At 44.6% G+C, this 26,013-nt stretch carries 24 protein-coding genes; 2 read left to right on the top strand and 22 right to left on the bottom strand.

Going from position 1 to position 26,013, the window contains the following annotated elements; all coding sequences use genetic code 11:
- Window positions 1-46 precede the first annotated feature (46 nt).
- The 5 genes from trxA to ACZ42W_RS07325 form a co-directional block, all read right to left on the bottom strand.
- Window positions 47-376, bottom strand: coding sequence for a thioredoxin (gene trxA / locus ACZ42W_RS07345; RefSeq protein ID WP_464169600.1), 330 nt, complete (start codon window positions 374-376; stop codon window positions 47-49).
- 82 nt (window positions 377-458) lie between these two features.
- Window positions 459-737, bottom strand: coding sequence for a metal-sensitive transcriptional regulator (locus ACZ42W_RS07340; protein WP_464169598.1), 279 nt, complete (start codon window positions 735-737; stop codon window positions 459-461).
- 111 nt (window positions 738-848) lie between these two features.
- Window positions 849-2,627 (bottom strand): aspartate--tRNA ligase, encoded by a 1,779-nt coding sequence (gene aspS, locus ACZ42W_RS07335; protein WP_464169596.1) that lies wholly within the window; start codon window positions 2,625-2,627, stop codon window positions 849-851.
- On the bottom strand, window positions 2,624-3,901 hold the full coding sequence (gene hisS / locus ACZ42W_RS07330) for a histidine--tRNA ligase (RefSeq protein WP_464169594.1): 1,278 nt from the start codon (window positions 3,899-3,901) through the stop codon (window positions 2,624-2,626). The genes aspS and hisS overlap by 4 nt, the downstream gene beginning before the upstream one ends.
- Before the next feature lie 408 nt (window positions 3,902-4,309).
- Window positions 4,310-5,476, bottom strand: a complete 1,167-nt coding sequence (locus ACZ42W_RS07325) for an aminotransferase class I/II-fold pyridoxal phosphate-dependent enzyme (RefSeq protein ID WP_464169592.1) — start codon at window positions 5,474-5,476, stop codon at window positions 4,310-4,312.
- Between the two features lie 239 nt (window positions 5,477-5,715).
- Here ACZ42W_RS07325 and ACZ42W_RS07320 point away from each other — a divergent pair, with 239 nt between their 5' ends.
- The gene (locus tag ACZ42W_RS07320) at window positions 5,716-5,844 is read left to right on the top strand and encodes a hypothetical protein (RefSeq protein WP_464169591.1); all 129 of its coding nucleotides are present in this window, start codon (window positions 5,716-5,718) and stop codon (window positions 5,842-5,844) included.
- 81 nt (window positions 5,845-5,925) lie between these two features.
- Here ACZ42W_RS07320 and rarD read toward each other — a convergent pair whose 3' ends face one another.
- From rarD to ACZ42W_RS07305, 3 genes are all read right to left on the bottom strand, one after another.
- A complete protein-coding gene (gene rarD, locus ACZ42W_RS07315; RefSeq protein WP_464169590.1) occupies window positions 5,926-6,849 on the bottom strand; it encodes an EamA family transporter RarD in 924 nt (307 codons plus the stop codon).
- Between the two features lie 181 nt (window positions 6,850-7,030).
- Entirely contained in the window at window positions 7,031-7,525 is a 495-nt protein-coding gene (locus ACZ42W_RS07310) for a DNA-deoxyinosine glycosylase (protein ID WP_464169588.1), read from the bottom strand.
- A gap of 41 nt (window positions 7,526-7,566) precedes the next feature.
- Entirely contained in the window at window positions 7,567-9,396 is a 1,830-nt protein-coding gene (locus ACZ42W_RS07305) for a MutS family DNA mismatch repair protein (RefSeq protein ID WP_464169587.1), read from the bottom strand.
- A 278-nt stretch (window positions 9,397-9,674) separates the two neighbouring features.
- Between ACZ42W_RS07305 and ACZ42W_RS07300 the strand changes: the two genes are divergently transcribed.
- Window positions 9,675-10,886, top strand: coding sequence for an aminotransferase class I/II-fold pyridoxal phosphate-dependent enzyme (locus tag ACZ42W_RS07300; protein ID WP_464169585.1), 1,212 nt, complete (start codon window positions 9,675-9,677; stop codon window positions 10,884-10,886).
- Between the two features lie 120 nt (window positions 10,887-11,006).
- Here ACZ42W_RS07300 and ACZ42W_RS07295 read toward each other — a convergent pair whose 3' ends face one another.
- From ACZ42W_RS07295 to ilvB, 14 genes are all read right to left on the bottom strand, one after another.
- The gene (locus ACZ42W_RS07295) at window positions 11,007-11,426 is read right to left on the bottom strand and encodes a VOC family protein (protein ID WP_464169584.1); all 420 of its coding nucleotides are present in this window, start codon (window positions 11,424-11,426) and stop codon (window positions 11,007-11,009) included.
- Between the two features lie 63 nt (window positions 11,427-11,489).
- Entirely contained in the window at window positions 11,490-13,211 is a 1,722-nt protein-coding gene (gene hemZ / locus ACZ42W_RS07290; RefSeq protein ID WP_464169582.1) for a coproporphyrinogen dehydrogenase HemZ, read from the bottom strand.
- Window positions 13,208-13,825, bottom strand: a complete 618-nt coding sequence (locus tag ACZ42W_RS07285) for an MBL fold metallo-hydrolase (protein ID WP_464169580.1) — start codon at window positions 13,823-13,825, stop codon at window positions 13,208-13,210. Before ACZ42W_RS07285 ends, hemZ begins: the two co-directional genes overlap by 4 nt.
- 16 nt (window positions 13,826-13,841) lie before the next feature.
- Entirely contained in the window at window positions 13,842-14,291 is a 450-nt protein-coding gene (dtd, locus tag ACZ42W_RS07280; RefSeq protein WP_464169578.1) for a D-aminoacyl-tRNA deacylase, read from the bottom strand.
- Window position 14,292: 1 nt separating this feature from the next.
- Window positions 14,293-16,470 carry a RelA/SpoT family protein gene (locus tag ACZ42W_RS07275; RefSeq protein ID WP_464169577.1) on the bottom strand — a complete coding sequence of 726 codons (2,178 nt, stop codon included), beginning with the start codon at window positions 16,468-16,470 and terminating at the stop codon, window positions 14,293-14,295.
- A 29-nt stretch (window positions 16,471-16,499) separates the two neighbouring features.
- Window positions 16,500-17,021, bottom strand: coding sequence for an adenine phosphoribosyltransferase (locus ACZ42W_RS07270; protein ID WP_464169575.1), 522 nt, complete (start codon window positions 17,019-17,021; stop codon window positions 16,500-16,502).
- Window positions 17,002-19,425, bottom strand: a complete 2,424-nt coding sequence (gene recJ, locus ACZ42W_RS07265; RefSeq protein ID WP_464169573.1) for a single-stranded-DNA-specific exonuclease RecJ — start codon at window positions 19,423-19,425, stop codon at window positions 17,002-17,004. Before recJ ends, ACZ42W_RS07270 begins: the two co-directional genes overlap by 20 nt.
- Before the next feature lie 26 nt (window positions 19,426-19,451).
- Window positions 19,452-20,381 (bottom strand): cation diffusion facilitator family transporter, encoded by a 930-nt coding sequence (locus ACZ42W_RS07260; protein ID WP_464169571.1) that lies wholly within the window; start codon window positions 20,379-20,381, stop codon window positions 19,452-19,454.
- 244 nt (window positions 20,382-20,625) lie between these two features.
- Entirely contained in the window at window positions 20,626-21,072 is a 447-nt protein-coding gene (locus ACZ42W_RS07255) for a hypothetical protein (protein ID WP_464169569.1), read from the bottom strand.
- A 451-nt stretch (window positions 21,073-21,523) separates the two neighbouring features.
- Window positions 21,524-21,655, bottom strand: coding sequence for a hypothetical protein (locus ACZ42W_RS07250; protein ID WP_464169567.1), 132 nt, complete (start codon window positions 21,653-21,655; stop codon window positions 21,524-21,526).
- A 243-nt stretch (window positions 21,656-21,898) separates the two neighbouring features.
- On the bottom strand, window positions 21,899-22,048 hold the full coding sequence (locus tag ACZ42W_RS07245) for a hypothetical protein (RefSeq protein WP_464169565.1): 150 nt from the start codon (window positions 22,046-22,048) through the stop codon (window positions 21,899-21,901).
- Window positions 22,049-22,345: 297 nt separating this feature from the next.
- The gene (locus ACZ42W_RS07240) at window positions 22,346-23,398 is read right to left on the bottom strand and encodes a polysaccharide deacetylase family protein (protein ID WP_464169563.1); all 1,053 of its coding nucleotides are present in this window, start codon (window positions 23,396-23,398) and stop codon (window positions 22,346-22,348) included.
- Between the two features lie 211 nt (window positions 23,399-23,609).
- Entirely contained in the window at window positions 23,610-24,107 is a 498-nt protein-coding gene (gene ilvN, locus ACZ42W_RS07235; RefSeq protein WP_464169561.1) for an acetolactate synthase small subunit, read from the bottom strand.
- Between the two features lie 6 nt (window positions 24,108-24,113).
- Window positions 24,114-25,805 (bottom strand): biosynthetic-type acetolactate synthase large subunit, encoded by a 1,692-nt coding sequence (gene ilvB / locus ACZ42W_RS07230; protein ID WP_464169559.1) that lies wholly within the window; start codon window positions 25,803-25,805, stop codon window positions 24,114-24,116.
- Window positions 25,806-26,013 lie beyond the last annotated feature (208 nt).

The raw sequence follows: 26,013 nt of genomic DNA, 5'->3' as shown, positions 1-26,013 counted from the left end.
CATTGCACCGCTTTTTTCATTCTAGACAAATTAAGATTATTTCGCCTTAGGCGTGAGCATTAAGCATTTTAACCAAATCGGCTTTACCACGGAAACCCACGATTTTATCGACAACTTTGCCGTCTTTAAATATCGCTAAGGTAGGAATACTCATTACTCCATATTCTTGTGACGTTGCTGGATTCTCATCGACATTAAGTTTTCCGATAACAATTTTCCCTAGATACTCACCTGCTAACTCCTCAACGACGGGAGCAACCATACGACATGGGCTACACCACGTTGCCCAGAAGTCCACGAGCACAGGTTTATCCGAGCTTAATACGTCTTGGTTCCAATTATCGGTGGTAAAGGTCTTAACATTTTCACCTGCCATGATAAAATCCCTCCTTAATTTTTTACTCTTCGACTAACACTTCGTTGTACGATGTATTAGATACGTTGTATGATTTTGGCAGTTATTTGATGAATTTCGTAAGGACGCCAATTAATTCTTCAAGCGCCTCGTCCTTATCTTTTTCTTCGACTGCCTTTTGTAGACATACCCGAGAATGATTTTCAAATATCATTGTTCCCACTTTGTTGATGGCCGCCCTGACTGCAGCGACTTGAATGAGGACATCCACACAATACTTGTCATTTTCAACCATTCGTTGAAGTCCCTTGACCTGTCCCTCGATTTTCTTCAACCTACGGATGAGATCTTCTTTCGATGCAAAATCCGGGTCAGTCACCACGACACAATCCCCTTTCGATACCCATAGGGGGTAGCTACAACTCATTATAAGCGGATTCATTTCCCTTTGTCAAATCAAATTATTATTCTTATTAATCACTATTCCATTCTATTATTTAGCTTTGCCCGGAAGAATATCCGTTTTAATATGCAATTCTTTAAGTTGCTTTTCAGCGACCGTAGAGGGAGCCTGAATCATCAGGTCAGCAGCACTTTGTGTTTTGGGGAAGGCAATTACATCACGAATATTATCTTTACCGGTCAATAGCATCGTTAAACGGTCAAGTCCAAACGCAATTCCTCCATGAGGAGGTGTTCCATATTCAAAGGCCTCAAGTAGATACCCAAATTTAGCATCTGCTTCTTCAGGTGATAGCCCCAGGAGTTCAAACATCAACTCCTGAACTTCGCGCTGATGAATCCGGATACTTCCCCCACCGAGCTCAATTCCGTTGAGGACCATATCATAGGCATTGGCTCTTACTTTCCCTGGATCAGTCTTGAGTAAGGGGAGATCTTCAAGCATAGGGGAAGTGAAGGGGTGGTGGATAGCGACATAGCGCTTATCTTCTTCATCCCACTCAAGAAGTGGGAATTCTGTTACCCATAAGAAGTTCAGGGCCTCCTCGGGTATCAGCCCTAAGCGTTTTCCTAACTCCAGACGTAAATGTCCGAGTGCATCGGCAACCACTGCTTCTTTATCTGCGACGAAGAAGAGAATATCTCCGGTTTCTCCACGCATGTGACTAATCAAGGAATTGAGTTGCTCCTCACTAAAGAATTTGGCAATAGGAGACTTGACTCCCTCTTCGGCCAGAACGATATAGGCTAATCCCTTCGCCCCATAGATGTTGACGTAATTCACTAAGCCATCGAGTTCCCGTCTGGGCATACCTGCACAGCCCTTTGCACAGAGGCCTTTCACTCTTCCCCCTTTAGCCAAGGTGTCTGTAAAGACTTTAAAGTTTGAATCCTTGACGACGTCGGCGACATCGATCATTTCCATACCAAAACGGAGATCTGGTTTGTCCGAACCGTACAACTCCATGGCATCTCGATAGGTTAGGCGTGGGAAGGGGCTCGGAATTTCTCGGCCCGTTGTCTCCTTGAAGATTCGAACCATTAGCTCTTCCATCATCGGGAAAATATCCTCTTCCTCTACAAAAGACATCTCTACATCGAGCTGTGTAAACTCAGGTTGACGATCTGCTCGCAAATCCTCATCTCGGAAGCAGCGAACGATCTGGAAGTACTTCTCCATTCCTGAAACCATAAGGAGCTGCTTAAAGATTTGTGGAGACTGTGGCAAAGCATAGAATTCTCCTGGATGCACCCGACTGGGTACAAGATAATCTCTTGCTCCTTCAGGTGAGGAATTGATTAACATCGGAGTTTCAATTTCGTAAAAGTCCTGACCATCGAAGTAATTGCGCATAATCGAGGTAATCCGATGCCTCGTTCTAAAAACTTCTTGCATTTCTGGACGACGCAAGTCGAGATAACGATATTTGAGACGTAGGGTTTCATCGACATCCACGTCATCCTGGATATAGAATGGGGGAGTCTTTGCGCCATTTAAAATTTCTAAGGATTGAGCCACAACCTCTATTTCACCTGTCGCCATATTCGGGTTGCTTGCCCCTTCAGGACGCTGACGGACTTTACCGAGAATGGAGACCACAAATTCCGAACGCAAGCGCTCAGCTGAGGCGAAGTTTGGCATATCTGGGTTAAATACGACTTGAACGAAGCCCGAGCGATCGCGAAGATCTACGAAGATTACCCCTCCATGATCTCTTCGGCGTTGCACCCAGCCAAGTAGTTGAATGGTCTCCCCTGCGTTACTGACTCTTAAGCTCCCCGCCTCTGTGCGTTTTTGTAATAAAGTCATGCTTTGACATCCTCTCTATATTTTCTCATCACGTATTCTTCTAAGTCTTTCAGCGCGACCTCTTCCTGCTCACCGAGGGTGAGATTCCGCAAGATGATGATTCCTTTTTCTAATTCTTCTTGCCCTAGAATCGCCGCATAGTTTGCTTTTGTGCGATCAGCTGCCTTCAGTTGGGCTTTCAGGCTTCTTCCCAAGAGATCGATACTCACTGGTAAGCCTTTCTTTCTGAGTCGACTCACGATGGCAAAGCCTTCGCTTTGAGCCTTCTCTCCCAAGGCAACAAGCATAAGATAATCCTTTGTCTCCACGTCTGGAGCTCCGCCTGAGAGATTAAGAGCAGCGAGTACACGCTCAATTCCCATGGCAAAACCAATCCCCGGTGTTTGCGGTCCTCCGACTTCCTGCACGAGCCCATCGTAGCGCCCACCTCCGCAGATGGCACTCTGTGCTCCGATATCTTCGACCAGAACCTCAAAGGCCGTTTTCCGATAATAATCAAGCCCACGAACAAGCCGAGGATCGACTTTATACACGACCTCTGCAGCACTTAAGAGCTCTTGAAGCTCCTTAAAGTGTTGCCCACAATCCTCACAGAGTGTATCAAGCGTAGTGGGGGCACCCTGAGTTAATTCCTGACACGTTGGATTTTTACAATCTAAGATCCGCAACGGATTTTTTTCATAGCGTTCTTGACAATCCTTACATAGATGCTCTCGCCTTGGCGCTAGGAATTCCTGTAGCTTAATCTTGTGCTCCGCGCGACAGGTTGGGCAGCCCACAGAGTTCACATGAACTTCGAGCCCTTTGAGCCCTAGACGATTGTAAAGATCCCAGACGAGAGTGATAACCTCAGCATCGACGATCGGCTTATCTGCCCCAAGGACTTCGACCCCAAACTGGTGGAATTGACGGAACCTTCCCGATTGAGGGCGCTCATAGCGAAACATAGGTCCAGTATAATAAAGTTTTACAGGTTGCGGTCCTCCATAGAGCTTGTTTTCAACATAAGCCCGACATACGGAGGCTGTCCCTTCTGGTCGAAGGGTCATCGACCGATCCCCTTTGTCGAGGAAGGTATACATTTCCTTATTGACTATATCCGTAGTCTCTCCCACCCCACGTTGGAAAAGCTCTGTGGCTTCAAACATAGGCGTACGAATCTCTTCATATCCATACTCTCTGCAAATTTTTCGAATTTGCTCCTCTAGATATTGCCATTTCTCAACCACACCAGGCAGTAAATCTTGAGTCCCTTTAGGTCGTTGAATAGCCATAAAAATCCCTCCTTCGAATAAAAGATAAAAAAGCCCCCGTCCTTGCCTAATAGCAAGGGACGAGAGCTCCCGTGGTGCCACCCTTATTGACGGTATCTTTCGATTCCGCCCACTTTAACAGTCGATAACGAGACTAAGCGACCCGCATTTTCGTTCCTGGGGTGTCCTCCTAAGCGTCTCCCAAGCCAATTTCAGTCTACGTCGGCTCTCCCTGTAAAGAGATGATGCACAGTCTCTTCCCATGAATTAATATCGAAAATGTGAGGTTCTTTTTTATTTTCTTGCGGTGTACTAAAATAGTTTATATGATATTACATCATACTTGTCAAAAAGTTATTTGTCAATTCTTCTTTCTCTTTCAGCTTTCTTCGTTCACGACGATCAGGTCAGTACTTTCAAATTCAATACTTACTTCCAAATTCTAAGTCTTTGAATACGTTCCACGGCTTCCAACAGTCTCGGTATTTCATGCAAGAGGCCTATCCTGACAAACCCTTCCCCATGTGGACCAAATCCTGTTCCAGGTGCGACTACGGTCTGTGCTTTCTCTAAAAGAAGATCACTATATTCCATCGCTGTCATAGGTTCGGGGATAGGAAGCCATGCAAAGAAGGACCCTTCTGGTGGGTTAGCTTTCCAGCCGATTTGAGCTAAGGCCTCAATAAACGTATTTCGACGTTGTTCATAGATGGAGATGATTTCCTGAACACAATCCTGAGGACCCGTTAAGGCACTTGCAGCCATCATTTGAATAGCTGGTGGAATATTCGCGAACAAATGGTTTTGCAGTTTATTGATTAACCCCACGACTTTAGAATTTCCTAATGCAAAGCCGACACGCCAACCCGACATGTTATAGGTTTTTGAGAGGGAGTAAAATTCAATTCCTACTTCCTTTGCCCCTGGAATCTCGAGAAAGCTAATCGGACGTTTCTGATCAAAGCCAATCGCTCCATAGGCGTAATCATGGGCAATCGTAATCTCATTCAGCAAGGCAAACTCGATCGCTGCTTCAAAAAAAGATCGAGGAGCTAAGGTTGCTGTTGGATTACACGGATAATTGAGAAACATCAGTTTCGTTCGTTTGAGCACCTCTTCTGGAATCATTTCAAAGTCTGGAAGATAATTATTTTTAGCTAAGAGTGGCATAGGATAAGCTTCGGCACCTGCCAAAGCAATGCCAGATAGATAATCCGGATAACCTGGGTCTGGAACCAGGCACACATCCCCAGGTTCTAAGAGACAGGTCGCTACTTCGATTAAACCAATCTTAGAACCGAAGAGAGTTGCAACCTCACTTTCTGAATCGAGTTGAACCCCTCTTTCCCTGGCATACCAGTTCACTATTCCTTGCCTGATCTCTGGATACCCTTCAAAAGGTGAATAGCGATGATACAGTGGATTTTGGGCTGCCTCCCAAAGAGCCTTGAGGATATGGGGAGGGGTTGCCAGATCTGGGCTTCCCCTTCCTAAATCGATAACATCAAACCCTTGTTCCTGCAAAGCAGCCGACTTCTGTACTAATGTCGAAAAGAAATGATGAGGTAAACGTTTAATTCTATTCGCAGCTTCCATCCTTGTCTTTTCCCCCTTTACAAGTAGCGACGATTTCTTAGTCAAAATTGAGTAAACATTGCACTTTTCATTTTTATGAATAATGTAATTTACTTCAAGACTTACTTCACTTACTTCAAGATTTACTTCATGGAATTCCGACCTGTATTAATGTCCTAGGAGTGCAAAGATCATGAAAATTACATGATTAAGTCCAATCAGGGAAAGCCTAATAAGGAAAACCTAAAGGAGGTCACCTGATGACGATCAAAAAAACCGATAAATCAAGAAATCATGCACCAAATGCGGATGACAAAACTCCAAATCCGAATAAGTCAGATCGTTATATCTTGAAAGAGACACAAGGTACGAGTAAAGACCGGAGCTAATCCGGTCTCTTTCATTTTCCACATGAATTAAACGGAATAATTCTTTACGATAACGCCGATCTTTATCCTCTGTACCTATGCTTATTTTCCCTGCAGGGAATTTACTGCCCTGAGATTACTTCTCCGAGTGACCGCAACCCTGGAAACTGAGTAGACCGCTAATGCAATCCAGATGACCCCAAAACTCATAGCATGAGTTGAAGTAAATTCTTCATGATAGAGAAAAATTCCGAGAAGGAGACTCAAACTCGGTGAGACGTACTGGATAAACCCTATCGTGGAAAACGAAACCATTTTTGCAGCTTGGGCAAACCATAGTAGCGGAGTTGCTGTGACGATTCCTGTCCCCAGTAAAAGAAGAAGCGTAAGGCTCCCCGAATGACCAATCACCCCTGCTCCACTCACTTGGACCCCTGAAAGATAGATCAAGGCCACAGGAACAACCATTGCGGTTTCTAAGGCCAAGCCGAGTAAAGAGTCTACCTGAACTAACCGCTTCGCTAAGCCATATAAGGAAAAGGTTGTTGCCAGGCTAAGTGAAATCCACGGGATTTTTCCGAACTCCACGGTTAGAATTAAAACCCCTGCGGCGGCTAGGAGGAGAGATACAACTTGCCAGCGATCCATGCGTTCACGTAGCACGACCACTCCCAATAACACCATCAGCAAGGGATTGATATAATACCCCAGGCTCGCTTCGACAACTTTATTACTATTCACTGCCCAGATATAAATATACCAGTTTGAAGTGATCAACAAAGAAGTTAAGATAAGCCCCAATACTTTTGACTTATCTCGAAGCACTGCTCGCGCGTTTCCCCCTTGTTTTCTTAGAATCAATAACGAAGCTACGAAAACAAAGGACCAAAGGATCCGATGGGCTAATATTTCTCGTGCTGGAACAGCTTGTATGGCTTTCCAGTAGACAGGCAGGAGTCCCCATGCAGTGTATGCTGCAAAAGCATAGAAAACTCCCTTTTTCTGTGATGAATTATGTTCTGACATATTAATTTCTCTCCCAACCCCAAAGCAAAAAGATATAATAGCATATTCTACCCTAACATTTCGAAAGTCAAGAACTATTGTTCTAAATCTTTTAAGTCATTCATCTGATTAAGCATTCAGGCAACGTATTTTTAATTCTATTACCAGCTTAGGCGTTGTGATCAAAAGTTGTGTTCAGGCGTTACTCCCTGTCGAGATATTCGAGAAGTATACTCCACTTTTCTAACTTATTTTCATAGCTCTGAGTATTGGCTGGACTCGTCGAGGGCAAAGAATAATAGATTAATCCCTCTTTTAAATTAAATCCTACCTGTCGGCGATAAACGTCATAAGCCTTTCCACCATTAAAGGCAATCACTTTAATTTTCGGGTACTTTTGATAGAAATTCTTAAAATCGTGAGGCAGCGCTTCCTTGATATTTGAATCTAAACTTCCTTCCCGTTGACAGGACTCAATCACATCCCAAAGGGCAAATTTATGCCCAAGCGCAAAGGCTAAGCGCGTTTCATAGACTTCCTCTTTTTCTTTCCCGAAAATAGAATAGAGAATCCGCCAGAATTGATTCCGTGGATTCCCATAATACTCATTCTTTCTCAAGGATTCATCCCCTGGCATGGAGCCAAGAACTAATATTTCCGATGCTGTATCGATTATCGGATCAAAACTTGAAGGCACCTAAATTCTCCCTCCACTAGTAAATGTCCCCTTATTTATGACTATTCCTTAATTTCTATTCCTGCTAACTTGATGAGATAGAGAGCATTCCTCGTCGTCGAAATCCCAGGGCGTAGCGTATAGTCAAATCGAATCTCCTGATTCTCATAATACTCGCGGAAATGATAGTTTCTAATCCGCCCTTCGCTTTGATGCTCTAGTTCCCCTAGCTCCAAGTCATGTGTCGAGACTAGCCCCATCGCACCTTCTCTTTGCAGTTGGTTGATAAGAGCAATAGCACCTTGATGTCGATCATGGGAATTAGTTCCTTTGAAGATCTCATCGAGAAGGAAGAAAACAGGCTTATCATTTTTTGCAGCTTGAACAATTTCTTTGATCCGCAAGATTTCCGCATAGAAGGAAGAAATACTTTGCTCTAAATTATCACTCACTCGCATACAACTCCAAAGATTAAAGCGCGAGCAACTGAATTGTTTGGCACAGACTGGGGCGCCAATATAAGCGAGGACGAGATTACTTCCTACAGTCCGTAAAAAAGTACTCTTACCAGACATATTCGACCCCGTGATAAGGACGATCCCAGAGGGCTTCTTCATCTCGAAATCATTTGTAACTCTATTTCTGGTAAGCAAAGGGTGACCTATTTTTTGAGCAGATAAACCGCTCGATACTTCGCTACCCTGGCTTGAGCTTTCAAGAATCTGTGGCATGTCCCACTCTGGATTTTCAAAACGAATAGTGGAAAGACTCGAAAGTGCTTCCATCTCAGCAATGACTTTTAACCAGTTTTTTAATAGGCTTCCCGACCTCTTTTTCCACGCTTCTAACTCAATCATGCACTGATAATCCCAAAGGAGAAGAATATTTACCGCCATGAACATTGCATTCTCACGATTGGATATCCATTCAACAAGCTTTGAGAGTCTCTGAATTTGCTTGTAAGCTTGATTACCCTCTATGTCGCGGAGAATTCCCTGACGATTCTTAAGCCACTCTGCATTAAAATTCTTGCCTTCAAGATGTTTGAGCATCTCAGTGTAGGTTTTCAGGCTCGCCTCATGCCGGTGGACCATGGATAGAATTTGGGAGCGATCTTTACCATATACTCGAAGGAGAATGATTTGGATAGCGATAAGTAGTGCCGGAACCTGCCAAGGAACGGAGAGTTGAAATGCATATAGAGTCAGCATTAGGAGGGTTATCGCAGGGAGTAGTCGCATCCCTAACTTTACTGCAGGATGCAGATAAGCCTCATTAATCTGCTCAGCCCAGTTTAGAAGGGGTTCTGTCGTCTGGAATTTACCAGAGACGAAGATTCCTTCCGCTTCGAACCGTTGTCGCCAAGATAATTGTTTTGCCAATTCTGTTACGGCTTCCTGTCGTTCGATTATTTCCTGACGGTCTTTTGGTGGCTGCTTGAGAACATTTTGTAAGATTTTTCTACCCCAAGGGGTTTGTGCCGAATTAATCCACTGAAAGATCGACGCTTGTCCGAATAGATCTAAATCCGAGGCATAGGGATGCCCCTCATCTTTAAACTCAGCTCCGGAATCCTGAAAATTGCCCCACTCCCCGTTCAAGCGAGCTAAACCTTTCTGATTAAGTCCAGCTAAGATTTGTGAGTACTTGAGTTGGGTACGGGCATGCTTATGTCGAATGGCTAGATTAACGAAAAGACTTAATGTAAGAAACCCCGTGACAACTCCAATGACACTACTAAGCTTTAGATAGAGAACCGAAGCGATAGCCAATCCAAGAATAAAAGTGATTAAACGATAGTTACTCAAGCGATCTGCAGTTTGCTTCTGCTTCGCCTGGAGTTTTTCATAGGCTTGTTTTCTGCATTCATAAATAGTTTGCGGGTCTTTCACGTAATACCTCCTAAACTCAGCTCTGTCGCGCAGGGACGATTCTCCTACGAAATTTCACAGAGAAACCATAAGAATCTTGATAAAGCTATATTCTATTTACTAAGCCGAAATCCTTTGCGATGCTATTAATCTCTAAAAAACCAATTCCAGAGGGAATCGACGATCCGTCGAACCATCCCAGTGCTTCTGTCCGAACTGGTTTAAACTACCTGTTATGGAGAACCAAAAATCATCAAAGACTAACGGCAGGTGTGAGTAATTAGAACGGAGGATGCTTAATGAAAGAAAGTCTAAAGCTCAAAGATTTACCACCTTATATTTTTGCTCAACTCGATGCTCTTATTCATGAAAAACTCGACAATGGTGAAGAACTTCATGTCTTAAGTAAATCGGACCCGGATCGTCCTGCCCATTCGCAATTGATTGAAACGCTCTGCACACAGGCACGTGATCCGATAAACCATCATTACGCGGATTTTGATGGGTTGAAAGTATTTCGGGAGCAGATGGTAATATGGTATCGGCGACACTATGGAGTCACTCTAAATCCTGAAAAGGAAATCTTGCCTTTGCAAGGTTCAAAAGAAGGGATCGTCCACTTCTGCGAAGCGTGGCTTGACCCCGATGATATCGCTCTCATTCCCAGTCCTGCCTTCCCAAGTTATCGAACGGGAACGATCCTTGCGGGTGGAAAGCCCTACTTCATGCCTCTTCGTGACCCCGATTTTCTGCCTCACTTCGAAGATATACCCTCAGAGATTGCTAAAAAGGCCAAAATCATGTTCCTGAATTACCCGAATAACCCGACCGGTCAAATTGCAACACTAGACTTCTTTCACACCGCCGTGACCTTTGCTCGTGAGAACGATATTATTCTCGTCAACGACCATGCCTATTCCATGACCTACTTCAAGGAAGGCGGTGCACCAAGTCTTCTTTCCGTTCCGGGGAGTCTTGACTTGGGCATTGAATTCTTCACCTTCTCTAAGGCCTTTCATATGGCAGGTTGGCGGCTAGGAATGGCTGTCGGCAACTCTGAGATCTTAAACGGTCTTAAGATCATTGAGACTCATGTTAATGCCGGGATCTTCAATCCCATACAATATGCGGGTAGCGAAGGCTTAAAGTTAGGGTTGGAAAAGGGGTTCTTTCATCGGGATAACTCGGATTACCAGAAGCGTCTGACGACCTTGGTACAGTTCTTTAATGAACAAGGCTGGAATCTCACAGTACCTGAGGCCACCGTCTATCTCTGGGTACCTGCTCCCCAAGGGATGAATGGGGAAGATTTCACGAAATTCCTACTGGATAAAGCGCATGTCGTCGCTTCTCCAGGTGTGGCCTTCGGTGAGGAAGGACAGTATTATGTCAGATTCTGTGTTACATATCCGCTAGAGACGATTCAGCGGGCCATCCGTGCGATGAAAGAAAGTTTCGAGCGGCATGGAGTGACAGCTCCCCAGAAGCACGGAATAAATGCTGCAAAATAGTTTTTATGCATCAAATAAAAAGATCATCCATGACCTATTGGTCACGAATGATCTTTTTTCGTAGATACTAGCTTTCAATGCAAAAACTTATCGTTAGTTCCAGCTATTGGATTGCTACTGTTATTGTTTTTTACAGGTTAATTGCCAGTTAACACCGAATTGATCTGTGAATTTTGCGTACAGAGGGCTGAAAAACGTTTTTTGCAGCTCCATTTCTACTTCTCCACCTTGGGATAAAGCATTAAACGTCGCTCGCGTTTCTTCTTCAGTCGCCAATTCTAGTGAAAAGGAAATTGAATTCCCTCTCGAGAATGGGGCACCCGGGAAGGTGTCTGAGAAACGAATGATGTGTCCGTCTTTTCTGAGTTCTGCATGAAGCACCAAATTCTTCATGGCATCATTTACTGGAAAATCCGGATTAGTCGGTGCATCACCAAAGTGAAGTATCTGGGCCTCTCCACCCAATACTGACTGATAGAATTTTACCGCTTCCTCGCAATTTCCGTTAAAAGTGATATAAGGTACCAACCAATTGCTCAAAAATATCCCTTCTTTCCTACTGAATCTAACTTATTATGTCTCAAAGGTCAGCGAATTACAAATTCAAATTTTACGGAATCTCAACCGTCGCCACGCTTCCTCTCGTTTTGCATGGGTCCCTCTCCAACGTTTTAGATACACTTGCCAATTTGAAGGATGCTGAAAATTGACCAGGGAATAGTCCGAAGGATTCACAACTTTACTTGAGGCTCCTGCCCCTATTCCGATTATGCTTTGTTGCTCTTCCATGATCCCGATGTTATACCGACATTCCGCACCGGGTCGTGCAAAGCCGATATTCTCCAGATTCCCAGCAATATGCTTCTGACGATAGAGATAGTAAGGGCGTAACCCCAAAGAACGTGCACTTGACAAGACGATGTCTTGCATCGTTTCGAGTTCCCTGCCTAAATTCTCTATCAAACCCAATTCATGCTCTTTAGAACCTCGTTTGATTGCTAAGGCATGAACCGTAAGGTTATCCGGGTTCAATCTCGCGATTCGTCCTAGAGTTTCTTGAACGTCTTTAACGTCCTCGCCAGGTAACCCTAGGATTAAGTCCATGTTGATTATCCACCCAGGGATTTCACGGGCAAGCCGATAAACCCGTAATATATCCTCTACAGTATGAGAGCGTCCAATCCGCTGCAGGGTTCGGTCATGCATCGTCTGTGGGTTGATACTTAATCGATTTACCCCTTGGTCTCGAAGTGCTTGTAGTTTTTCCTTCGAAAGTGTATCTGGACGTCCAGCTTCTACCGTAAGTTCGACCCCTCGTAGCACTCCTTGTCTTACTGATGCCTCAGAGATTCCTAGTCCCATGGGCATCTTCTCCGAAGCCGTTAAGGGTATTTTCTCCTTAATCCATTGAAGTAACTCCGTTATTTCGGAGGTAGTCAAAATCGTAGGGGTCCCTCCGCCAATATAGAGAGAGTCAGCACAAAGCCTCTTCTCCTTCATCCATTCCCCTGTGACTCGGATTTCATCATATAATCCATGAAGATAGGTTTGTAGTGGTTCTCTTCCTTGCTGCAAAGAATAAGCTGGAAACGAACAATAACTACAACGTGTCGGGCAAAAAGGGATTCCCACATAGACAGCCACCTGTTTAGGATCTTTGATCTCTTCAAGGTAAGGCTTCTGAATGGCGACGACTTCTTGCAGTAAGCGGGCTTTATCCTCACGGATCGAATACCGTTCCTGCAATATCTTCCCTGCTAAATCAACCGAAGTTCCTAAGTCGTTCAAACGATGGAGAATTTTACTCGGTCGGATTCCAGTAAGAATTCCCCAAGGGGGCATGTGTCCTGTTACTTTCGTAAGAAGAGTGTAAAGCCCCTGCCTAAGAAGAATTGTTTTGTCTGTCTCCTTACCGATTTCATCATGGGAAAGGATGGCTTTGATTTTACCTGAGTCTAAGCTTACGGACTGGTGTTGGATTGGCAAGGGAATCTGAAATCCAGCGTGTTCAGTTATAGATGTACAAGTATGCGCTCCACTGAAGAAATAACCTTTAACCTTCCAGGGGGGTGCCGGATAGGATACTTCTATCTGGATCAAAGATAAAGAATCTAAAGCATCAATATTACCCTCGATTTTGCATAGCTTAGCGAGTACAGGGTCCATCGAAAGATCATCCTTCGTGTCGCTGTTTACTCCTTGCGAAACACTCGGAGTGAGCTCCTCCACCTGAACACGAGCTTCAGGGAAAAAGGCTCGAGTTAAGGAAAGACCCGCTTCCAATTCGGAGCGGGATAAAGAATGACTGGTTAAAATTATATTCATCGCAAAAACGGGTTTTCCCGCTTTTCCCTCCCAATAGTAGTATCTGAACCGTGACCTGGATAGACTCGTGTCTCATCTGATAAAAGGAGCAACTTCTTTTCAATTTCATCCAGAAGCTGTTCATGGGAGCCTCCAGGGAAATCTGTGCGCCCTATTGAACCTTCGAATAGAGTATCTCCACTGAGTAATCCCTCCGAAGTCAAAAAGCAGATGCCTCCTGGAGAATGACCCGGTGTCGCAATGACTGTAATACTTTCTTTTCCCACGGATAAGACTTGACCCTCTTTAAGCAGAAAATCTGCTGGTTTCATTTCGATCGCTGGACCAAAGTAGCTCGATAGATTCTTGCGTCCATCCGTAAGCATATCGGCATCCCCTTCGTGGATTCCTACTTTGGCGTGAAAGAGTTCTCGTAAGTCATCGACCGCTCCAATATGGTCTACATGCCCATGGGTGAGAAGTATGTATTCGACCTGATACCCTTTTTCCAAAATCCAACGATGCAGCCTTTTTCCATCTGCACCTGGATCAATCACTGCAGCCTTCTTTGTTTCAGGGCAACTGACGATATAGCAGTTCGCTCCCATCACGCCCATCGCTCGACCTTCAATCACTGGCTATCCCTCCACCTTAGAATTTCTTCTCGCTATCTAAAAGTAAGGTCACAGGACCATCATTCACAAGCTCGACCTGCATCTCTGCCTGGAAAATTCCGGTCTCGACATGAATTCCGTACGTTCCCACTTTTTCTACTGCTTCCTCGAATAATGCTTTGGCTTTCTCCGGAGGGGCAGCCGTAGAAAAGCTAGGACGTTTCCCCTTGCGGCAGTCTCCATAGAGGGTAAACTGGGAAACCAGGAGAACCTCCCCACCTGCATCCTGTACGGAGCGATTCATCTTCCCTTCTTCATCCTCAAAGATTCTTAGCCCCACGATCTTATCAATCATCCAGTCAAGATCGCTCGGCCCATCGTTTTCTCCTACTCCAAAAAGAATGAGTAGTCCAGGTCCAATCTTTCCGACGATTTCACCTTCCACACAGACTGAAGCCCGTGAGACTCTCTGAACTACACTACGCAATTTACTTTCCTCCTGTATGCACGCGTTCGACAGCTGAGACATCTTTGACCCTGCGAATCTTCTGCATCACATTATACAAGTGCCCGAGATTACGAATCTCGATACTTAACTGGATATGGGCAAGCTTATCTTTCCCGACCCGGGCGTTAATCCCGAGGATATGAGTCCGAGTCTCCATAACGACATTCATGATATCTGTGACGAGTCGTGAGCGATCAAGTCCAAAAATCTCGACATCCACGGGGTAGATCGATTCCACTTGCGAATCCCAGACGACCTCGACCATTCGCTCTTGTTCATCGGATGAATGTGCTTTGATATTATCACATTCACTGCGGTGGATAGATACTCCTCTGCCCCGTGTAATATAACCGACAATATCATCCCCAGGTAAGGGATTACAACACCGTGAGAAGCGGATCAGAACGTTATCGACACCTTTGACCCTTACTCCTTGGCTAGCCTTTCCATAGGCATTAGAGGGTTTAGCTTCGCCCTGTTGGAGTGCAGCGAGTTGAAGCTTTTCTCGTTCTTCCTTACTAAGATCTTCCCTCAAGCGCATCATGACTTTATTTATAGTGACTGCACCATCACCCATTGCCGCATAAAGGTCATCGATATTTGCTATGTTATATACTTTTGCTATGACAAGAAGTGCTTCAGGCTTAAGAAGGATCGCTGGATCTAGACCTAGCTTGCGGACCTCCCGTTCAATGCCCTCACGTCCCCGTGCAATATTCTCATCCCGCTGTTCTTTCTTAAACCACTGACGAATCCGATTCTTGGCCTGAGAGGTTTTGACAAAAGACAACCAATCTCGGCTCGGGCCATTCCCCTGCTTCGAAGTAAGAATCTCAACGATATCCCCATTCGTCAAGCGCGTTTCAAGAGGTACAATCCGACTATTGATTTTCGCTCCAATACAGCGATGTCCTACATCAGTATGCACTCGATAAGCGAAGTCTATCGGGCAAGAGCCTGCGGGGAGTTCCACAACATCCCCTTTCGGAGTGAACACAAATACAGTATCAGCAAAAAGATCAATTTTCAGAGACTCCATGAATTCTCCGGCATCACGAGAATCGTGTTGCCACTCTAAAAGTTGACGTAACCAAGAGAGTTTCTGGTCAAAGCTCCCAGTAGCAGGTTTTGCGCCCTCCTTATACTTCCAGTGTGCAGCGATACCATATTCCGCCGTCCGATGCATCTCCCCGGTCCGGATCTGAATCTCAAAAGGTTCGCCATGTGCCCCAACTAAGGTCGTATGGAGGGATTGATACATGTTCGGTTTAGGCATAGCGATATAATCCTTAAACCTTCCCGGCAAAGGCTTCCACATAGTATGGATGATTCCTAAAGCACCATAGCAGTCATTCACAGAGTCTACAATCACACGAACTGCAGTTAAGTCATAGATTTCACTTAACTCTTTATGTTGGGTAATCATTTTTCGGTAAATACTGTAGAAATGTTTCGGCCGTCCTGCAATATCTGCATGAATTCCAACGGTACTCAGACGTTGGCGCAATTGGGTCATAACCTCATTAATCTGCTCTTCGCGTTCTTTTCTTTTTAGGGCAATTCCTTCAGATAAGTCATAATACTCCTGTGGTTTAAGGTAGCGAAAGGCCAGGTCTTCTAACTCCCACTTAATGCGAAAAATACCTAATCGATTCGCTAAAGGTGCGAAGATTTCAAGAGTTTCTTGGGCGATTTCCTTTTGCTTTTCAACGGTATGATATTTCAGAGTACGCATATTATGAAGCCGGTCTGCAAGTTTAATTAAGATCACTCGGATATCCTTGGCCATCGCTAAGAACATCTTCCGAAGATTTTCCATCTGGAGCTCGACTTTGCTCTTGTACTCGATCCGGCCTAATTTAGTCACTCCATCGACAAGCAAGGCAACTTGTGAACCAAATTCCCTTTCGATATCCTCAACCGTATAACGGGTATCCTCGACAACATCATGGAGTAAGGCAGCAGCAATGGTTGCCTCATCCATCTCTAGTTCCGAAAGAATCAGGGCGACTTCCAGAGGATGCTGAATATATTCCTCTCCGGAGTTACGACGCTGCCCACGGTGAGCTTCTTCTGCAAAGAAATAAGCCTTCTCCACAAGTTCTGCCCCTTGCGGGGAAGCTTTATGCAGTTTTTCCATCAGCTCGGTTACAGACATTCATTAGCTCCTTTCAATGAAGTCATTTCCTAGTAATTTATCAGTGAAAATATTTCGTACCCCTTTAACTTATTCCGTCCCTCAAGAAATCCGAGTTCAATGAGAAAACTCATACCAACGACCTGGGCTCCGGTCTTCTCAACCAAGCGAGCGGTGGCTAACATGGTTCCTCCCGTTGCTAATAAATCATCCACGATGGCAACGCGCTGTCCAGGGTACAGAGCATCAGCGTGAACTTCAAGGGTATCTGTACCATATTCTAACTCATACGTCTCACTCACCGTCTCACCAGGTAGCTTGCCGGGTTTACGGACGGGGACAAAACCGATTCCCAGTGCATATGCGACAGGAGCTCCAAGCAAAAAGCCGCGAGCCTCTGGGCCAATGATGACATCCGGCTTCCACTCTCTTACTTGCTCAACTAAGGCATCGACAGCCTCACGATACGCCTCACCATTCTTCAGAAGTGTCGTAATATCCTTGAAGGAAATCCCCGGCTTAGGGAAATCCTCAATGACCCGAATATGTTGATTAAAATCCAATATACTCACGCCTTTCTTGAACTTGCTTTAGCCATTGGACCAACTCTTGCCAGGGCTTTTCTTGGTATTCTTTCCTAAATCCCCTTAAATTCTCCCAGCGACCCTTTGCTGCGCAGTAACGCAAGGAGGCTTCCAAATCCAATTTCTTTACGGCTGGAATCCATTCTAATGCGATCTTTCCTGTTCCCCCCAGGCTTTTAACCAAACCGATTTCTTCAAATATCTTAATCCCATCACGCAGGTGTCGTAGAGAGGACTCCTCTACATTCCAATAGAAAGGATTTTTCTTTTTAGCCAAATCATATAACACTCTGTACATTTGGACAAGGTCTTCACGAGATAAATAACCCGATCGCTCACTTAGCATCAAATCATCTACCTGACTCTGTGCTAAGGCGACTCGCTGAATCTTCCGCTCCCTAAAATAAGTAAGGATTTCCTTAACTTCCTTCCAACTTGAAGGAAGTCCCAAGATCATTCCGAATCGAACATCGGTGGAAACGGTATCGACAAGCTTAGGACTAACTTCTGTGCAATCCCATATAAGAGCAGCTTCCTGGGTCTTCTCAAGGATTTGCATCCATTCTTCCCTTTTTTTATTTCTCCAATCCATCCCTTCAAACCCATAGGTAACTGAACTTGCAGCAACTTCCAGAAAACCTTGTTCAAGTTCTTCTTGGGCTTTCATTTCCATGTCAGAACCGTCTTGCCACAGCGCTGAGGGCTGGATATCCTTAATCAACAATTGAATACTTTGAGGACCCCTAAAGGTATTCCAATCAAGCCCAAAGGCCACATCGACAGTCGGGGTACCGATGATCTGTTCGAGTTCTCCCCCCTTCCGAAAGGCGATCCCTTCCCATTGCCCTGAGGAACCAAAGGCACATTTTAGGTGAGCTTGATCTTGCCCTACATTGCTCACCTGATAAAGCGGGAAGTTAATCCCTGCCAGCACAGGATTCGGATTACCAAAACCAAAGGGGGCAAGTTGCTCTAATTCCCGCATGAGCGAATCATCGAGTGCTTCAAGTGGCACAAGCTTATCTACATGGACCCGTTCGTAGAACAACCCTTCTGGGAATTTCTCAGCAGAAGCATTGAGCCCCTCGCGAAGAAGGGCGATATTCTCCTGTTTCAAGGAAAAACCAGCAGCTTGACTATGTCCGCCAAACTTCTCCATGAGGTCAGCCTGTTCCCTCAACTCATTTAAAACATGATAACCAGAGATTCCTCGTGCAGATCCCTTCGCTTCTTCTCCATCTTCAGCGAGGAGGAAAACAGGTCGGTAATAGCGTTCTACTAAACGAGAAGCAACGATCCCGATGACACCATGATGCCAGCTTGGAGTAGACAATACAATCACCCGAGGGAGAGGGCCCTTTTCTAAGAGAGCAACAGCCTCAGCGAAGATTTCTTTCTCAGTCTCCTGTCGAAGTGCATTTTCTCGGCTCAAGAGCCGTGCAAGCTCCTTCGCTCGTTCCCCATTCCCTGTGAGGAGAAGCTCCAAGCCCGCCCGAGCACTATCCATTCGTCCTGCAGCATTGATTCGTGGCGCAACCATAAAAGCGATCTGACCTGCTTTGAGGGGTTTATTCCCTAGTCCACACTCCTCGAGTAAAGCTCTTAAGCCTAAGTGAATTGTCTTTTCCATTTGCTTCAGTCCATAAGACACAATCACACGGTTTTCACCGACAAGGGGAACTAAATCTGCAATCGTACCTAAAGCCACCAAATCGAGAATTTCCAATTGCGAATAGGCCCCAGTTTCTCCGTTATCTAACGTCTCAAGTAGGGCTTGAGCTAATTTAAAGGCCACTCCAACTCCCGCCAAGTCACGAAATGGATAACCCGATCCCTCAACTTTAGGATTGATAATTGCATGCGCTTTGGGCAGATCCACTGGGGGTTCATGATGATCGGTGAGAATGACATCTATACCCAGAGATTGAGCATACTCAATTTCGTCGACCGCAGTAATTCCACAATCGACGGTTATAACTACTTTTACATTAGCTTGAGAAGCTTTTAGTAAAGCCTCGTTATGCAAACCGTACCCTTCATCCATCCGGTTTGGAATATAGGCTACCGCTTTAAATCCTAAATCTGTCAGGACTTTATACAGTAGTGTTGTACTGGTTACTCCATCGACATCGTAGTCCCCATAGATGAGAACTTTTTCCTGATCGCTTCTCGCTCTCTCGAGCCGTTCAATAGCTAACCTCATCTCTCGGAACGTAAACGGAGAAGACAGATTAAGTAGGGAGGGTCTCAGAAACTCTACCACGTCCTCCTCTTTCTTAATCCCGCGTTGAGTAAGAATATCCGAAATCACGGAAGATATCCCTAAGCCCGCATGAAAGGGCTCCACAGATTGTGGAAGTGAAAGCGGTTTTTTCCATAGTTTCTTCGTCATAGTCTACCTCCAGAGCCCATTATACTTCATCGGTTTCCATCTGTGCACTCGAGGCAGGAAGAATTCTTCTCAGCACATGTCGGACATTGCTCTTCTGCATCGCTACAAGGCTCAGCATGAATCAAAATATGCGTTTCAGGAAGACGCTCCTTAATATCCTTTTCGATTCGATTACATAATTCATGAACTTCAAGCACAGATTGGAACTTAGGGACAACGAGGTGCAAATCGATATGCCTTTCAGGGCCTGACCGGCGGGTCCGTAATTTATGAAACTCAACAAAGTTGTTCGAATAGTCTTTGAGTACCGCTAGAATAACCCTATACTCCGATTCATCCAAACGTACATCAACCAAAGGCATGAAAGCTTCTTTGGTGAGATCGAAGGCCGCCTTAACGATAAGAAGTGCGACTAAAATAGCTATAATCGGATCGAAGATTACCCATCCAGTCAAATGGACGAGCAGTAGCCCGACGAAAACGCCAGCAGAGGTATAGACATCCGTTCTTAGATGAAGAGCATCTGCTTCCAAAGCCACAGAATTCGTCTTTTTGGCGATGTGCATGAGATAGCTGGACACGAAAAAATTCACTAAGGCAGAAAAAGCCATAATACCCATACCCCAACCTAAGTTTTCAATGACTACCCCACTTGAAAACTTATGAACAGCCTCAATAATGATCCAAATTGCGGCAATGAAAATCAGCAAAGCTTCAATCGTACCCGAAATGTTCTCAATTTTTCCATGACCATAGGCATGACGTTCATCCGCTGGTTTGCCCGATTCCTTCACTGCAAACAAAGCAATAATAGCTGCTAATAAATCAATTCCTGAGTGAATCCCCTCAGAGAGGATACTCACCGAACCACTTGCTAACCCAATCGATACTTTTCCTAAAGTCAATACTGAATTGGATAGAACTGAAAGAGACGCTGCTCTCGTTTTTTCTTGCATTCCAACCACTCCAAATTGTTAAACTTCTCTGTACTTAACTCAGTAACAGCGAAAGCCTGTCATCGTCATAATTGAATATAAAAAGGGACTCCCTTAGGAAGTCCCACGGATATCTCCGCTGCCCTTTGATCTGGGCCCAGCATTGTATGCCTGACGATTATATTATAGTCTACTATAGACTATCAAAATTGCTTCATCAGTGCAAGGGTATGCCTTCTAAATTTTTTCTTATAATTCTTACTCTCTACAGCAAAATGTTTCCATAGATAACCCATCCGATCCCCATGACTACCCGCCATAGCATAGGCGAAAATCCCCATAAAATTTGTTTGACTCTTAGCTTCGGAATCAACCCTGTCCCTACAAATAACGCCCAAAAGACTAAAGCAAGAAAAGGTGTAAAAAAGGCCCCGAACACAACCAAACTTGCCATCCTACCAGCCAACCCTGTCACGATTTCACTGTTCCCTGCTTTCCGAGCTAGAAACAACAAAATTCCTAGCGTAATGGCAACGCAAATCAAAAAAGGTATCTCCCAATTCCAGAAGGTTGTCGGCTGGGTGAACCATGCAATGCCACTGAGAAGGACCGTAGCAGCCAGTGTTCCACGAATTCCACCCATGAATGTTATTGCTGCCGCAAAGAGAAGTAGCCACTCCAGAACCACCAATTCCCAAAAATACAAAGCCATCCCCCTCAAATGTGAAGAATCCTGGATTATTATCCCCATTAAACGTCCAGTTAAAACTGTTTATCCAAATTCAATGGACATTTGTCATTTTTTTCCATTATGCATATTCTATATCAAGTCTAACTTATCCGTTTAAAGATTTAACTTCGAAGGAGGAGTAGTCTATGTGGGGTCGTTGGGGCTTCGGTTTCCCCTGGTTCGGGTTTGGTTTTCCCTGGTTTGGCTTTGGTTTCCCCTGGTGGGGCTGGCGTCGCCGCTGGTGGTGGTAAATTTCTTTTCTTGTGTTAAAAGCCTAATTTATTCTTCTTACCAAGCTAAAAAGCCGCTGGATAATATCCACGGCTTTTTAGCTTGCTAGAAGAAATTATGTTTTCCTATGTATTTTACCCTACTCACAAAGAGTACTCGGTATGTAAAAAAGCCCCCTCGATGAGGGGGCATATCATGATCATTAGATGAAAATTACACCCAGTGCGATAAGAATCAAAATAGCGATTGCTATAATCCCTGCGCCTACTACAGAACCACCAAATCCGTATCCACCACAACCACAGGCGCCACCATAACCTCCGAATCCGTACATAATATCACCCCCATCATTATTCTTAATAAGATATTGCTTTTTCCTAGAGTGAGTTTAGAATACGATTCCAAGAGCGATGAGCAATAAGATGATAACAACTACGATTGCGATTCCAGCGCCCCAATTTGTTCCAACTCCGCAACCTCCAGCAAATGCCATAATAGTTCCCTCCTTAAATCTCTTTTGCTTATAAGAATGAAATACTTATATTACTTACTTGTAAAGCTTGATTCTACTATCAACTTAGAAGATAACTCCTAATGCGATGAGAATGAGAATTGCAATTACTATGACTCCTACGCCTGCACCCCAACCAACGCCCATACCGTAACCTGCAACGGGTCCACAACCACAGCCATGAGCTACACCTGCACCATATCCATATCCGTACATGCAATACCCTCCTTTAAAATTAGAATACAATACCCATCGCGATCAATAAGAGGATGATCACTACAACCACTGCTATTCCCGGTAAGAAATTCGGTCCACAAGCAACACCTGCTCCGAATGCCATTTTCATATCCCCCTTTCGCATTGGTAATATCTGGTTACACTACAAGATATGGCCAATTGCAAAAAGTGTGAGATGTCCTGAAATCTATCAAAATATTTTCCGACCAAAACTTCTACAAAAAAAACGCCCTATGGGCATCCTTTTAAACTCAATGCATTCGACCTTTCCTGACTCTAATAGTTTGGGTTTCCCAGCCTTCTTTTCAATTCTTCAACACCCATATCAGCATAGCAATAGATGCGTTGAACTTGATAAGGCTCTTTCCCCTTAGCCCATCCCCGCTCGGTCGTAAAACCCATCATATATCCTGCTGCTCTGGATTCCTGAATGACCTGTTCCGTATAAGCTCCGTAGGGGTAAGCGAGAAATTCCACAGGACGATTAAGAAGTTCCTCAAGCTGTCTCTTTGACTCTCGGAGCTCACTTTCTAACTGCGTAGCTGTTAACTCACTTAATTTAGGATGACTCACCGTATGTGCTTCAATCTGCCATCCCGCTTTGCTCATTTCGCGTAATTGTTCTTTTGTAAGGTATCCCTCTCCATCAATCCAGCCCGTTACCATGAAAATCGTTCCTGTAAAGCCATATTTCCCAGCAATTCGAAAGGCGTTTGAATAGTTATCTGAATATCCGTCATCAAAGGTTAGCACAAACGGTTTTTGCGGTAATTCCCGCCCCTCATAAAAGTGCTGGTAAAGTTCATGTAGGGTAATGCTCTGGTATCCGGCCTGATGAAGAAACTTAAGATGCGACTCAAACTCTTCCGCAGGAATGCGGAGTTCATTTCCTGCTTCCTTCTCTATGGAATGATAATAAAGAATCGGTATCTCCTTTAGATACTGCTTCGGTGACTGAGTAGGGGGCTGAGTGGGGGATATAGGTTTATTCCCAGTTTCAGAAGGCGATTGAGATACGGACGGTGACAAAGTCTGCGATTGAGGCTGAGGCTGAGGCTGAGGTTGAGGTTGAGACTGAGGTAAAGCGTTTGATTCGATTGGGGACTGAGTTAGGGGTTGCTGAGAATCAGAAGAAATTTGATTCCGTTCTTGAGCTTGGATCTGGACTTCACCTTGACCTTGGGTCTGATCTATAGCCTGTGCTTCTGAGTGGGGTGATGCCTTAGGGGCTGTGGCACATCCATAGGAAAGCATAGAGCCCATAACTATTATGGCGCCCCATACTCCTAATCGTATGAGCCCTTTTTTCGCTAAAGGGTTTATAGTCATCCCCATCACTCCTTAGAAGCTCTTTACTTAATCTATTTCACAAAACATTCTCTATCTTACTTATATTTTCCTCTTTCTTCCTCGTCTTCATTAACTCCTTCCTAACTCTTCTACTATCTTAAAAAATGAAAAACACTAAAAAAACGAAAAAATCCGAAAGAAGCAAGGCCAATTACTACCTTGCATCCTTCGGATGTGTAAAATTTTAATGTTACATGTCTTCCTTTGCGGGGATTGGACCACGAGACAGTGCAATTTTTCCGGTACGGACAATTTCAATGATTCCATAGTCCTTTAGAACTTCACAGAAGGCATCAATCTTTGTTTCTTCTCCGGTTAATTCAATAACCATCGTTTCACGATTGACATCCACTATTTTCGCTCGAAAGATATCTACGATATCCACGATATCTGAACGTGTCTCCGGACTTGCTTTGACCTTAATCATGGCAAGTTCCCTATGAATCGCATCGATCGCCGTCAAGTTTGAAATCTTAATGACATCAACGAGCTTGGAAAGCTGATTAACGACCTGTTCGAGCTCGATCTCGTCTGCTTGGACAACGACTGTAATCCGTGTCGTATCAGCTTCTTCTGTATACCCCGCCGCGATACTCTCGATATTAAAAGCACGCCGACTTATGAGTCCTGAAATATGGGTTAAAACCCCTGGTCGGTTTTCAACAAGTACAGCTAACGTGTGTTTCATAGTGCATTACCCTCCCATAATCATTTGATCAAGACGTCCTCCTGCAGGAACCATGGGTAATACGTTTTCGTCTTCTGGAATTCGAAAATCCACAAGAATAGGGCCATTCGTCGCAAAGGCTTTCTCTATAGCAGACTGAATCTCTAGGGGATCAGTAACCCTTATTGCAGGTACCCCCATAGCTTCAGCTAGTTTAACGAAATCCGTATGCCCTTTCATATTTGAATGGGAATAGTGCTCATTATAGAACATGCGCTGCCATTGAGCGACCATTCCTAAGACTTGGTTATTAAGGACAAACACTTTTACTGGCAAATCGAGATCTGCAATAGTAGCAAGTTCTTGGCAATTCATCATGAATCCACCATCTCCAGTGAAGACAACGACCCGTTTATCCCGACAACCCACTTGAGCTCCAAGAGCAGCGGGAAGACCATAGCCCATGGTCCCAAGACCCCCAGAGGTTAAAAAACTTCGAGGATGTTTGAACTCATAGAATTGACCTGTCCAAATCTGATGCTGTCCGACATCCGTTACGATCACCGCATCACCTTCGGTATACCGGCTAACCTGTTCGATCACATCCTGAGGCATAACTTGCCCCTCACGCGGAATATAGGTAAGCGGGTTTTCCTGCCGCCATACGTTGAGCTGATCTTTCCACGCCAAACTGGAGGCTTCCCACTCTGCCTCTGAGCGGGTCTTTACCCTCTCAAGTAAAGCTGGAATTGTCCACTTCAAATCTCCAACGACTCTAATATGAGCAAGTATATTTTTATTGATTTCTGCGGGGTCAATATCAAAGTGAATCACCTTACCTCTAGAAGCAAAGTCAGAGACTAATCCAGTCACCCTGTCATCAAACCGTACACCGAGACCGATAAGCAGATCACATTGAGTGGTTGCGATATTTGCAGCATAGGTTCCATGCATACCGACCATACCATAATTCTGTGGGTGATTGTCCGGTATACATCCTAAACCCATTAGGCTCGTAATCATAGGGATTTTTGTATATTCTATGAACTCTCTCACCTCTGGAGAGACATCGGCAAGATTAACTCCACCACCAACGAAGATCAGAGGTTTTTGAGCTTTAGTCAGTTCATCTGCTACCTGTAAGATAATCTGAGGATCCCCTTCATAGATGGGGCGATATCCCCTTAGATGTACTTCTTTTGGGTACGCAAAATCGAGTTCCTTGGCGAAGACATCCTTCGCAATATCAACGAGTACGGGCCCTGGGCGACCGGTTCGTGCTATATAGAAGGCTTCTTTCATCACACGCGGGAGCTCACGAACATCTTTTACCAGATAGTTGTGTTTAGTAATTGGAGTAGTAATTCCCGTTACGTCAGATTCCTGAAAGGAATCTCGACCAATTAAAGAAACCGCTACTTGCCCAGTAATGGCGACCATAGGAACGGAATCCATATAAGCCGTAGCAATCCCTGTCACTAGATTCGTCGCTCCTGGTCCGGAAGTTGCAATACATACTCCTACCTTACCCGTCGCCCGTGCATATCCATCTGCAGCATGCGCTGCTCCTTGTTCGTGTCGAGTTAGTATATGAGGAAACTGCGCCTCATAAAGCGCATCATAAAGTGTCAAGACTGCTCCCCCAGGATATCCGAAAACTATCTCTACATCTTCCCGCTTCAAGCATTCAATAACCGCTTGTGCTCCCGAGATCCTCATATGCTCACTCCCCCTTTTCTCTCCATATATGTTGTATTATAGTACAGGATCAAGGAAAATGCACTATATTATTAAAAGAAATCTACGATATGGAAATTTCACCCAGTAGAGAGCTCGCTTCAGGTGTCCAAAAGGCAATATAGCCATTAAAAAATAAATTTATAAAATAATAAAATTCCGGGGTTTAGCCCGGAATTTTAAATGCTTC

The sequence above is a fragment of the Desulfitobacterium elongatum genome (assembly GCF_055378975.1).
The sequence above is the reverse complement of the archived record's forward strand: the minus strand, read 5'-3'. Positions and strand labels throughout refer to the sequence as shown.

Bases quoted from the DNA above. Each gene is read 5' to 3' on its own strand.
- trxA (WP_464169600.1), bottom strand. From the start codon at position 376: ATGGCAGGTGAAAATGTTAAGACCTTTACCACCGATAATTGGAACCAA.
- aspS (WP_464169596.1), bottom strand. From the start codon at position 2,627: ATGACTTTATTACAAAAACGCACAGAGGCGGGGAGCTTAAGAGTCAGT.
- hisS (WP_464169594.1), bottom strand. From the start codon at position 3,901: ATGGCTATTCAACGACCTAAAGGGACTCAAGATTTACTGCCTGGTGTG.
- ACZ42W_RS07325 (WP_464169592.1), bottom strand. From the start codon at position 5,476: ATGGAAGCTGCGAATAGAATTAAACGTTTACCTCATCATTTCTTTTCG.
- ACZ42W_RS07320 (WP_464169591.1), top strand. From the start codon at position 5,716: ATGACGATCAAAAAAACCGATAAATCAAGAAATCATGCACCAAATGCG.
- rarD (WP_464169590.1), bottom strand. From the start codon at position 6,849: ATGTCAGAACATAATTCATCACAGAAAAAGGGAGTTTTCTATGCTTTT.
- ACZ42W_RS07300 (WP_464169585.1), top strand. From the start codon at position 9,675: ATGAAAGAAAGTCTAAAGCTCAAAGATTTACCACCTTATATTTTTGCT.
- hemZ (WP_464169582.1), bottom strand. From the start codon at position 13,211: ATGAATATAATTTTAACCAGTCATTCTTTATCCCGCTCCGAATTGGAA.
- ACZ42W_RS07275 (WP_464169577.1), bottom strand. From the start codon at position 16,470: ATGTCTGTAACCGAGCTGATGGAAAAACTGCATAAAGCTTCCCCGCAA.
- recJ (WP_464169573.1), bottom strand. From the start codon at position 19,425: ATGACGAAGAAACTATGGAAAAAACCGCTTTCACTTCCACAATCTGTG.
- ACZ42W_RS07260 (WP_464169571.1), bottom strand. From the start codon at position 20,381: ATGCAAGAAAAAACGAGAGCAGCGTCTCTTTCAGTTCTATCCAATTCA.
- ACZ42W_RS07255 (WP_464169569.1), bottom strand. From the start codon at position 21,072: ATGGCTTTGTATTTTTGGGAATTGGTGGTTCTGGAGTGGCTACTTCTC.
- ACZ42W_RS07250 (WP_464169567.1), bottom strand. From the start codon at position 21,655: ATGTACGGATTCGGAGGTTATGGTGGCGCCTGTGGTTGTGGTGGATAC.
- ACZ42W_RS07245 (WP_464169565.1), bottom strand. From the start codon at position 22,048: ATGTACGGATATGGATATGGTGCAGGTGTAGCTCATGGCTGTGGTTGT.
- ACZ42W_RS07240 (WP_464169563.1), bottom strand. From the start codon at position 23,398: ATGACTATAAACCCTTTAGCGAAAAAAGGGCTCATACGATTAGGAGTA.
- ilvN (WP_464169561.1), bottom strand. From the start codon at position 24,107: ATGAAACACACGTTAGCTGTACTTGTTGAAAACCGACCAGGGGTTTTA.
- ilvB (WP_464169559.1), bottom strand. From the start codon at position 25,805: ATGAGGATCTCGGGAGCACAAGCGGTTATTGAATGCTTGAAGCGGGAA.